Genomic DNA, 10,376 nt, shown 5'->3' on the forward strand with positions numbered 1-10,376 from the left:
CCTCCTGCGTCATACGGGGAGTCGCGCGGGGACAGAGAGTCGTACGGGGACGGCGACTCGTACTGCGAGCCCTCAGGGGACTGCGACTCGTACGGGGACGGAGCGGGCAAGCCGCGCACGGACCGCCGGGGCGCGGTCCCGCGACCCGTACGGCCGGGGCGGCCCGTACGGCCACCACAGCCGGCCGGTAGTGCCTGCCAGGGCGGGGGGGCGCATCGCCGCTGGACGCGCGGGGCGTACGAGGGGCGCATCACCCTGATCCCTCCCCGGCCGTGGGTCATATGCCTCGCCCCAGCCTGGCACGCGATTCACCCGGGCGCTGCCATTCCGGACGGAATGCGTTCCCTATGGGGCGCGTGATGCCGGGGATGCGGATGAATCCACGCGGGGAGCTGCGGAAGTCCCGGGCCCGGGCAGCGCCCGACGGTTCTCGCCACCGTCTCCGGCTGGTGCGGGCACTTCGGGTGGATGCCTCCGGGGGACGGAATCCCGGCGTCCAAGCCACTCAGGCCGACCGGCGGAGCCAGACCGGCGGAGCCGGACCGACCGGGGCCCACGGCGGAACCGGCAGGACTCATGCTCGTATGGGACACCTCGGCCGAGAGCCGCGTATCCCGCTGCGTATATCCGCCCACAGCCTCCCGGGACCCGCGCTTTCCGGGGCCCGGGACATCTCAGAACAGAGCGCCTGGTGAGACGCCCGGCCGGACGCTGGCTAGCGCTTGGCCACGAAGACGTGAGAGGCGACATCGGTCTCCAGCTCGGCCGCCTCCCCACTGCTGCCCACGAGCACGCCGCCCGCCGACTCGGTCACGCTCACGACCGAGCCGGGCTGGACGCCCGCGCGCCGCAGCGTGTACATCAGCTGGGCGTCGGTCTGGATCGGCTCACCGATCCGGCGGACGACGACCGTCTTGCCCTCGGCGCCCGGGTCCAGGTCGGCCAGCGAGACCATGCCCTCGTCCAGGAACGGGTCTGCCCCGGCCTTCTCCCCCAGCTCCTCCAGGCCCGGGATCGGGTTCCCGTACGGGGACTCGGTGGGGTGGCGCAGCAGCTCCAGCACACGCCGCTCCACCGCCTCGCTCATCACATGCTCCCAGCGACACGCCTCCGCGTGGACCTGCTCCCACTCCAGGCCGATCACATCCACGAGCAGACACTCGGCGAGCCGGTGCTTGCGCATCACCCGCGTCGCCAGCCGCCGGCCCTCCTCGGTCAGCTCCAGATGGCGGTCCCCGGCGACCGTCACCAAGCCGTCCCGCTCCATCCGGGCCACGGTCTGGCTGACCGTGGGACCGCTCTGGTCCAGCCGCTCCGCGATCCGGGCGCGCATGGGAACCACGCCTTCCTCTTCCAGCTCAAGGATGGTGCGGAGGTACATCTCCGTTGTGTCGATCAATCCGGACATTCGTGCCCCTCAATGCTTCGTGCGCTGCGGCCCCGGACTCAATTCTTACGCATCCCACTGACAACCGTGCCGCACCGGGAGAAGCCGGTACCCGAGGCCGTATTGACAGGCGAATGGTCCAGACCGCAACGTGATCCGCGGCACGGGTATTCCCCGGCGCGCTCCATGGTCCATACGTACCGGGTACGCACGTTACTCATCCGCGTCCCCACACCCCCCGGAAAGGGTTCGGCGATGAGCGAGAGCAAGCTGGCCGGTCAGTTCTTCGACGCCGCGATCGGTCTGCTGCAACGTGTACGGGACGAGGAGGCCGGGAACATCGCGGCGGCGGGCGAGGTGATCGCGGACACCGTCGCATCGGGCGGGCGGCTCTTCGCGTTCGGCGCCGGGCACTCCTCGCTGGCCGCGCAGGATGTCGTCTACCGGGCCGGCGGGCTCGCCCTGATGAATCTGCTCACCGTCCCCGGCGTGGTCGGGGTGGATGTCATGCCCGCGACGCTCGGCTCGGCCCTGGAGCGGGTGGACGGCCTCGCCACCGCCGTCCTCGACTCCAGCCCCGCCGAGCGCGGCGACACCCTGGTGATCATCTCCCTGTCCGGGCGGAACGCGCTGCCCGTCGAGATGGCGATGGCCGCGCGGGCCATCGGGGTCAAGGTCATCGGCGTGACCTCGGTGGCGTACACCGAGGCGACCACCTCCCGGCACGCCTCCGGCACCTTCCTCAAGGACCACTGCGACGTCGTCCTCGACTCCCTGATCTCCGTCGGCGACGCGGAGCTGACCCACGACGGCATCGAGGCCCCGTTCGCCCCCGCGTCGACCGTCGTCACCAGCGCGCTGATGCAGGCGACGATGGCGGCGGCGGCGGAGCGGCTGGTGGAGCGGGGGATCGAGCCGCCGCTGCTGAGGTCGGGGAATGTGGACGGGGGGCTTGAGTGGAATGAGCGGGTGATGGCGGAGTACCGGGAGCGGATCTTCTTCCACCACTAGGGCCTGTTGCACCACCAGGGCGTCCTTCACCACCAGGGCCTCTTGTCAGGACGCCCGGCCCCACCCGGCCGGAGGTCAGTCGCCGGTGAGGGACGCCAGGTCGAGCGCGGACGCGGCCAGGACCGACATGCTCTCGGCGTACACCGCGTCGGGGCGTTCGAACGCCGGGCGGGACGGGCCGCGCAGGAACGTCACCACGCCCAGGGTGCGTCCACGGCTGCGCAGCACGGTGCACAGGGCGTGGGTCATACCGGGCGGCCACTGGCGGTCCTTCGACCAGGTCGCCGAGGACGAGGGCGCGCTGGCCCGGACCGAGCCGGTGCGGTCGGCCGCCTGGAGCGCGGGGTGGCCCGGCGGGTATCGCACGGGGATACCGCCGCCGTTGACCGGGAGGCAGGGGCCCGGCGCACCCGTCGGCGTCGAGGCCGTACGGATCAGCCGGCCGCCGTCGCCCGGCTCCAGGAGATCGACGAGGACCTGGTCCGCGAACCCGGCGAGCGCGAAGTCCAGATAGGTCGTCGCCGCCTCCATCGGGTCCTCGCACTCCACCGCGGCGCGGCCCGCGCGGTGCAGTTGGCTCGACCGGAAGCGGAGCCGGTTCGCTTCCTGTTCGGCGAGCTTGGCGTCCGTCACATCGTGGAAGAGCCAGCCGACGCCGAGCGGGACCGGCTCCTCCGCGAGCGGTGACGCGAGCCGTAGGAAGCCACTGCGCCAGCAGCGCCGCCGACTGCCCTGCCCGCCCTGGAAACCGTCCCGGACGCCGCCCCTTGAGCCCTCTTGGGGGCCCTCCCTGAGGCCCTCTTTGGAGCCGTCTGACTGATCTGAGCGGTCTGAGCCGTCTGAGCGGTCTGAGCGGTCTTTGGAGCCGGTACCGTCCGCCAGGGTCACCCACAGCTCGCTGAGCCCGCGCGGCGCTCCCTCCGCCAGGACGTGGTGGAGCGCGCCCTCCAGTTGTTCGACGCCCTGGGTGAGCAGTTCGCCCAGGGGCCGCCCGAGCGGTGAGGTGCGGCCGGCGCCCAGGGCCCGGGAGGCGTAGCCGTTGACGACGGTCGGGCGCAGATCGACATCGACGAGGACGACGCCCCAGGACGCGTCGTCGAAGAGGGCCTCACTCAGGGCGATCGACCGCTCCAGGTCGATCTGCGCGTGCACCTCGCTGAACGCGCAGTACACCCCGGCCGGTTCGCCGTCCGCACCCAGCACCCGCGCCGACTGGGTCCGTACGAGCACCCGTCCGCCGTCCTTGCGCAGCAGCGCGAACTCATGGACCTGCCGCCCCGGCGCGTCCATGGCGGCCATCAGCCGCCCCTCCACCTCACCGGCGTCCGCAGCCCTGGCCGCCCACCCGGCGAACCCGCGCCGCCCGACGGCCTCCTCCGGCGACCAGCCGAGGATGCGCCCGGCCTCCCGGTTCCAGTGGGTGACGGTGCCGTCCGCGTCGAAGGCGCAGAGCGCGGCGTCCATGCCGTCCAGCAGCGCGGCCAGCAGCTCCGATCCCGGCTCAGGCCCCGTGCTCTCCCGCTCCGGCTCATCGGGCCCGAGCGTGCTGGACGTCCCACTCTTCGAAGCGCTCATCCCGGCCCCCTGCAAGGACGCGTCCGCGCGAGTTGATGCGCGTGGGACCATTCAACTCGAAGGTGACGCAGCACACACGGGGTTCCGGTGAATCGATGCCGCCGGCAGGCCCTCACGGGGAGCGCACGGGATCGCTCCGGAGTCGCGCGGGATCGTTCGGGGATCACACGGCTCGCAGGGGGTCGGACGGGCTCGCACAGGGATCGGCTAATTCGGTTGAAACGCTTCCCGGGGGTTCCTAGTGTGTGGCTTACACAAGAGAGGAGGTGGTTCGGCAGATGTACGCATTCCGGACTCGTGAGGTGACTGCGGGCTAGACGCCTGCCGTCGCACTCTGTGCAGCCGGCGGGCCTCCCGCCGCAATCCAAAGCAGTCACCGACCCGCGGGCTCGCCGGTAAGTCCGGCCGGCCCCTCCGCAAGGAGGGACCAGAGCCCGCGGGTTTCTGCTGTCCCGGGGCGGGGCGCTACGGTGGCGCCCCTCAGGGCGACAGGCCCGTACGACCCGGCCCTCAGGGCGACAGCCGCTCCACCCGCCAGCCCTCGTCCGCCGGCACGTACCGCAGCCGGTCGTGCAGCCGGTTCTCGTGGCCCTGCCAGAACTCGACCGTCTCGGGCACGACCCGGAAGCCGCCCCACTCCGGCGGGGCCGGGACCTGCTCGCCCTCCGGGTGGCGGGCGGCCAGTTCCTCGTAGCGGCTGAGCAGTTCCTCGCGGGAGCCGATCACGGACGACTGCTCGCTCGCCCAGGCGCCGAGCTGCGAGCCGTGCGGGCGGCTGCGGAAGTACGCCACCGTCTCGTCCCTGCCGGTCCGGGACGCCGTGCCCGTGACGACGACCTGGCGGGCGATCGGGTGCCAGGGGAAGAGCAGCGAGACATACGGGTTGGCCGCGATCTCCCGGCCCTTGCGGGAGGCGTAGTTCGTGTAGAACACAAAACCCCGGGAGTCGTACTGCTTCAGCAGCACGGTGCGCTGGGACGGGCGGCCGTCCGGGGTGGCGGTGGCGACGGCCATGGCGTTCGGCTCGTGCAGGCCCGCGGCGGTGGCGTCGCGGAACCATCGGGCGAACTGGCCCATGGGGGTCGGGGCGAGATCCGTCTCCAGGAGCGGGGTGGAGCGGTACTGCTCCCTCATGACAGCGGGGTCCGGAATGGCGTCGGCATCGGTCACGGGGCCATCCTGCCGCAGGCCGTAGTTTGCCCGGCACCGAGTGCCGTTAACCCTTGGCGCCCGGATGGGGCAGTGTGCCGGATCTCACGCTTCCCGGCATCAGCCGGAACCGCCAAAATCTTGAGTCCGACCTCTGTGGCCATTCCACAGCAGCCGATATCGTGCCTGGCCCCGGCGGGCCGGGCGACACCGGCCGCACAGCACCCCGGGTGACCGCCACCGCAGCCGCAGTCCGCCCCGTATCGCACCGTCGTCCGCATCGCCGTCCACCCGCATCGCAGTCCGCACCACAGTCCGCATCGCACCGCAGTCCACCCGCACCACCGCCCGCATGGCACCGTCGTCGACCCGCACCACCGTCCACCCCGCACTGTCGTCCGTATCGTGAGGAGCCGCCTGATGTCCGACTTCGTACCTGGGCTCGAAGGAGTCGTCGCGTTCGAGACGGAGATCGCCGAACCCGACAAGGAGGGCGGCGCGCTCCGCTACCGAGGGATCGACATCGAGGATCTCGTCGGCCAGGTCTCCTTCGGACAGGTGTGGGGACTCCTCGTCGACGGCGCGTTCGAGCCGGGGCTGCCGCCCGCCGAGCCGTTCCCGATCCCGGTGCACTCCGGGGACATCCGGATCGATGTGCAGTCGGCGCTGGCGATGCTCGCCCCGGTGTGGGGGCTGAAACCGCTGCTCGACATCGACGAGGCGCGGGCCCGGGAGGATCTGGCGCGGGCCGCTGTCATGGCGCTGTCGTACGTGGCACAGAGTGCCCGGGGCCAGGGGCTGCCGATGGTGCCACAGCGGGAGATCGACAAGGCGCGGTCGGTGGTCGAGCGGTTCATGATCCGCTGGCGCGGTGAGCCGGACCCGCGCCATGTCCGGGCCGTCGACGCGTACTGGACCTCGGCCGCCGAGCACGGGATGAACGCGTCCACCTTCACCGCCCGGGTGATCGCCTCGACCGGCGCGGATGTGGCGGCGGCACTGTCGGGCGCGGTCGGCGCGATGTCCGGGCCGCTGCACGGGGGCGCCCCCTCGCGGGTCCTGGGCATGATCGAGGAGATCGAGCGCACCGGGGACGCCGCCGGGTACGTCCGGGGCGCGCTGGACCGGGGCGAGCGGCTGATGGGCTTCGGCCACCGCGTCTACCGTGCGGAGGACCCCCGCGCACGGGTCCTGCGGCGCACGGCGCGCGAGCTGGCCGCCCCGCGCTTCGAGGTCGCCGAGGCGCTGGAGAAGGCCGCGCTGGAGGAGCTGCACAGCCGCCGCCCGGACCGGGTGCTGGCGACGAACGTGGAGTTCTGGGCGGCGATCGTGCTGGACTTCGCCGAGGTCCCGGCGCACATGTTCACCTCGATGTTCACCTGTGCCCGTACGGCGGGGTGGTCGGCGCACATCCTGGAGCAGAAGCGGACGGGGCGGCTGGTGCGGCCGTCGGCGCGGTATGTGGGGCCGGGGACGCGTGACCCGCGGGAGATTCCGGGGTTCGCGGGGGCGGCGGGGGCGGCGGACGAGGCGGCGGGCGGGCGCTGAGGCCCCAGACGTCCCACCAACCACCCGGCAGCAGAGGAATAGACCAGGCGCAAGCAGTGGGACTAGAATGCTTGCATGGCTACCATTCACGTCCGGGATGTTCCGGAAGACACCCTGACCACGCTGAAGGTCCGAGCGGCCCGAGCGGGCCAGTCCCTCCAGAACTATCTGCTGCACCTGCTCACCGGCGAAGCCTCGGCCCTCACCCCGGCCGAGGCTGCCGAGGAAGCTCGCTCCATCGCCGCGCGCGGCCGGGTCACGGCAGACGACATCACCGACACCATCGCGGAGATGCGCGAGGCCCGCGGATGAGCGTGCTCGTCCTGGACACATCCGCGCTCGTCGAGTTCCTCGTCGGTTCGGACGACCTGGCCGACGAGGTACGGGCCCACACCACGGGCCACGTCCTCGCGGCCCCGTACGCGGTCGACCTGGAGTGCGCCTCCGTGCTGCGCGGCCTGGCGCGTGGCCGGAAGCTGCCGGAGGACGAGGCCGAGCGGGCCCTCGGCCTCCTGGGGCGCATGTCACTGAAGCGGTACGACCATGTGCCGCTGCTCCCCCGCATCTGGCAGCTGCGCCACAACATGTGGCCGTACGACGCCTCGTACATCGCCCTCGCCGAACTGCTCCGGGCCGAACTGGTCACGGTCGACGCAAAACTCGCGGGCGCTCCCGGTATCCGCTGCGCGGTACGCAACCTGCGCCTGCCGTAGGGCGTCCCGTCCTGTTCGGCCGACGCCCGGGTGACCGGGTGGCGGGTGCGGTCAGCCGTCCTCCCGGGCTCTCAGCTCGCGGCGCAGGATCTTCCCGGAGGCCGCGCGGGGGACCGCGCCGATGAAGGCGACGCGGCGGATCCGCTTGTACGGAGCGACGCGGTCCGCGACGTAGGACATCACCTCGTCGGCGGTGAGGCCGTCGGCGTCCCGCTGCCGTACGACGAACGCCTGGGGGATCTCGGAGCCGTCCGCGTCCCGGACCCCGATGACCGCCGCGTCCGCGATCTGCTCATGGGTGATCAGAACCGCCTCCAGTTCGGCGGGCGCGACCTGGTAACCCTTGTATTTGATCAGCTCCTTGACCCGGTCGACGACATAGAGCCAGCCGTCCGCGTCGACGCGGCCGACATCGCCCGTGTGCAGCCAGCCGTCCGCGTCGATCATCGCGGCGGTGGCGTCGGGACGGCCGAGGTAGCCCTTCATCACCTGTGGGCCGCGTATGGCGATCTCTCCCCGCTCGCCGGGCGCGGCGTCCCGGCCGGCCGGACCGTCCAGGGACAGCAGCCGCATCCCGGTCGAAGGCATCAGCTTGCCGACACTGCCCGGCGGCGGGTCTGCCGCGCCGATGGGTACGGCATGGGTGCCGGGTGAGAGTTCCGTCATGCCGTACGCCTGGCCGATGGGCGGGAGACCGAGCCGCCGGGAGCAGGCGGCGGCCAGTTGGGCGTCCAGCGGGGCCGCCGCGCAGATGATGTACTCCAGCGAGGAGAGGTCGTACCGCGTGACCGCCGGGTGTTTGGCGAGCGCGAGCACGATCGGCGGGGCGACGTACAGACCGGTGATGCGGTGCTTCTCGATCACGCCGAGGAAGGTGTCGAGGTCGAAGCGCGGCAGGACGACGACGGTCGCGCCGTTCCGCAGCGGGGCGTTCATCAGCGCGGTGAGGCCGTAGATATGGAAGAACGGCAGGACGGCGAGGATGCGGTCGCCGGGCTTCGTCGGCAGCAGCGGGTGGATCTGGGCGAGGTTGGTGGCCATGGAGCGGTGGGTGAGCATGACGCCCTTGGGCAGGCCGGTGGTGCCCGATGAGTACGGCAGGGCCGCGATGTCGGTGGCCGGGTCGATGGCGACCTCGGGTTCGGGCGCGGTCGAGCCGGTCAGGTCGAGGATGCTGCGGTGTCCCACGGAGCGGTCACAGACGAAGATCTCCTCGATGCCCGCGACGAGTTCGGCGGCCCTGCGCGCGGCCCCGAGGAGCGGTGAGACGGTGACGATCCAGCGGGCCGCGCAGTCCCTGAGCTGCTTCGCGACCTCCTCGGCCGTGGCGAGCGGATGCACGGTGGTGACCGACGCGCCCGCGCGGGTCGCCCCGTGGAAGACACCGGGGTACGCGACCGAGTTGGGGCTGTGCAGGGCCAGGACATCCCCCTTGTGCACCCCCGCGTCGGCGAGGGCGGCGGCGATCCGGCGGTGCTGGAGGTCGAGTTGGGCATAGCTGACGACGGTGCCGTTGACGCCGTCGATCAGGGCGGGCGTCTCGCCGAACGCGGCGGCGCGGCCGAGGACGGCCCGGTGGATCGGCTCGTCGACGAGCTGGATGTCGGCGTACTGGCTGTGGAACACCGTGGGCCCCCTCGCTGTGTGGACGGCCAGAATCGCGGCTGACCGCACGGCTTGGGGAGACCCGGGAGCGACGGATACGCGATCGGGGGCGGTTTCGCGGCGGACGGACCCCTTTCGCGGCGGATGGGGGCGGTCCGGGCAGCCGGCGAGGGGCCGGGCGGGCCTCCGGAGCGGGCCTCCGTGCTGCCCCTGAGGACGGGGCGGGCCTCCGGACTGCCCGTGTGAGGGCGGGGCGGGCCTCCGGACTGCCCGTGTGAGGGCGGGGCGGGCCTCCGGACTGCCCGTGTGAGGGCGGGGCGGGTCTCCGTGCTGCCCCTGAGGGCGGGGCGGGCCTCGGGCGGGCCTCCGTGCTGCCCCTGAGGGCCGATCCCCTCTCCGCCGGGCCGGATACGAGGGGCCGGGCCGGTCCCGCTTCCCGGCGGCGGTACGCCGGGTGCCGTTTGCCACCCGCGCCCGCACTACCTCCCGGCCGTTCGCCAGGTGCGGCCGCTCGCCCGCGCCTGCCCTACTTCCCCGCCGTACGCCGCTTGTCGCCGCCCGTCCGCGTCCGGCCGCCCACCTGCGTCCGTACGGCCCCTATGCTCGCGGCGATCACCAGGGCGATGGCGAGCGCATCGGCCGGTGCCAGCGCCTGGTTCAGTACGAGGAACCCGGCCATCGCCGCGATCGCGGGCTCCAGGCTCATCAGCACCGCGAAGGTGGGGGCGGGCAGCCTGCGCAGGGCGAGCAGTTCCAGGGTGTACGGCAGGACCGACGACAGCAGCGCGACGGCGAGCCCGAGCCCGAGGATCGACGGCTGGATCAGCTTGCTCCCGGACTCGGCGAGGCCCAGCGGCAGGGTCAGGACCGCGCCGACCACCAGTGCCAGGGCCAGCCCGTCGGCCTGCGGGAAGCGCCGTCCGGTGCGGGCGCTGAAGACGATGTACGTGGCCCACATCACGCCCGCCGCCAGCGCGAACAGCGCGCCCACCGGGTCGAGCCGGTCGAGGCCGCCGCCGCTGAGGAGGAGTACGCCGCCGAGCGCGAGACCCGCCCACACGAGGTTGACCAGCCGCCGCGACACGATCACGGACAGCGCGAGCGGCCCCAGCACCTCCAGGGTCACCGCCGCGCCGAGGGGTATTCGGTCGACGGCCTGGTAGAAGAGGACGTTCATCCCCGCCATGGCCGCGCCGAAAGCCACCACCGTGCCCCAGTCGGCGCGGGCGTACCCCCGCAGCTTCGGGCGGCAGACGGCCACCAGCACCACGGCGGCGAGGGCGAGCCGCAGGCTGACCACGCCGAGGGCACCGGCGCGCGGCATGAGCAGTACGGCGACGGACGCGCCGAACTGGACGCTCAGCGCTCCGGCGACGACGAGCCCTACC

General features: G+C 72.4%; 9 protein-coding genes. 4 read left to right on the forward strand and 5 right to left on the reverse strand.

Annotation, left to right across the window (positions count from 1 at the left end; all coding sequences use genetic code 11):
* Positions 1–715: 715 nt before the first annotated feature.
* Complete coding sequence (locus tag ACWF94_RS22170; RefSeq protein ID WP_453490996.1) at positions 716–1,408, reverse strand: metal-dependent transcriptional regulator; 693 nt, start codon at positions 1,406–1,408, stop codon at positions 716–718.
* Positions 1,409–1,642: 234 nt separating this feature from the next.
* On the opposite strand from ACWF94_RS22170, the gene ACWF94_RS22175 reads away from it, so the two are divergent.
* Entirely contained in the window at positions 1,643–2,398 is a 756-nt protein-coding gene (locus ACWF94_RS22175) for an SIS domain-containing protein (protein WP_453490999.1), read from the forward strand.
* Positions 2,399–2,473: 75 nt separating this feature from the next.
* On the opposite strand, the gene ACWF94_RS22180 is transcribed toward ACWF94_RS22175, so the two are convergent.
* Both ACWF94_RS22180 and pdxH read right to left on the reverse strand, forming a co-directional pair.
* The gene (locus ACWF94_RS22180; RefSeq protein WP_453491001.1) at positions 2,474–3,973 is read right to left on the reverse strand and encodes a PAS domain-containing protein; all 1,500 of its coding nucleotides are present in this window, start codon (positions 3,971–3,973) and stop codon (positions 2,474–2,476) included.
* A gap of 510 nt (positions 3,974–4,483) precedes the next feature.
* Entirely contained in the window at positions 4,484–5,107 is a 624-nt protein-coding gene (gene pdxH, locus ACWF94_RS22185) for a pyridoxamine 5'-phosphate oxidase (RefSeq protein WP_453491018.1), read from the reverse strand.
* 435 nt (positions 5,108–5,542) lie between these two features.
* On the opposite strand from pdxH, the gene ACWF94_RS22190 reads away from it, so the two are divergent.
* The 3 genes from ACWF94_RS22190 to ACWF94_RS22200 all read left to right on the forward strand — a co-directional run bounded on the left by ACWF94_RS22190 (position 5,543) and on the right by ACWF94_RS22200 (position 7,383).
* Positions 5,543–6,670 (forward strand): citrate synthase 2, encoded by a 1,128-nt coding sequence (locus tag ACWF94_RS22190; RefSeq protein ID WP_453491004.1) that lies wholly within the window; start codon positions 5,543–5,545, stop codon positions 6,668–6,670.
* A gap of 75 nt (positions 6,671–6,745) precedes the next feature.
* On the forward strand, positions 6,746–6,982 hold the full coding sequence (locus ACWF94_RS22195) for a FitA-like ribbon-helix-helix domain-containing protein (protein ID WP_453491007.1): 237 nt from the start codon (positions 6,746–6,748) through the stop codon (positions 6,980–6,982).
* A complete protein-coding gene (locus ACWF94_RS22200; protein WP_453491010.1) occupies positions 6,979–7,383 on the forward strand; it encodes a type II toxin-antitoxin system VapC family toxin in 405 nt (134 codons plus the stop codon). The genes ACWF94_RS22195 and ACWF94_RS22200 overlap by 4 nt, the downstream gene beginning before the upstream one ends.
* A 51-nt stretch (positions 7,384–7,434) precedes the next feature.
* Here the strand turns inward: ACWF94_RS22200 and ACWF94_RS22205 are convergent, their stop codons facing one another.
* Entirely contained in the window at positions 7,435–9,009 is a 1,575-nt protein-coding gene (locus ACWF94_RS22205; RefSeq protein WP_453491013.1) for a 4-coumarate--CoA ligase family protein, read from the reverse strand.
* Positions 9,010–9,514: 505 nt separating this feature from the next.
* On the reverse strand, positions 9,515–10,376 hold an 862-nt coding region (locus ACWF94_RS22210), incomplete at its 5' end, for an EamA family transporter (RefSeq protein WP_453491016.1).

The organism is Streptomyces sp. NPDC055078, assembly GCF_053607985.1.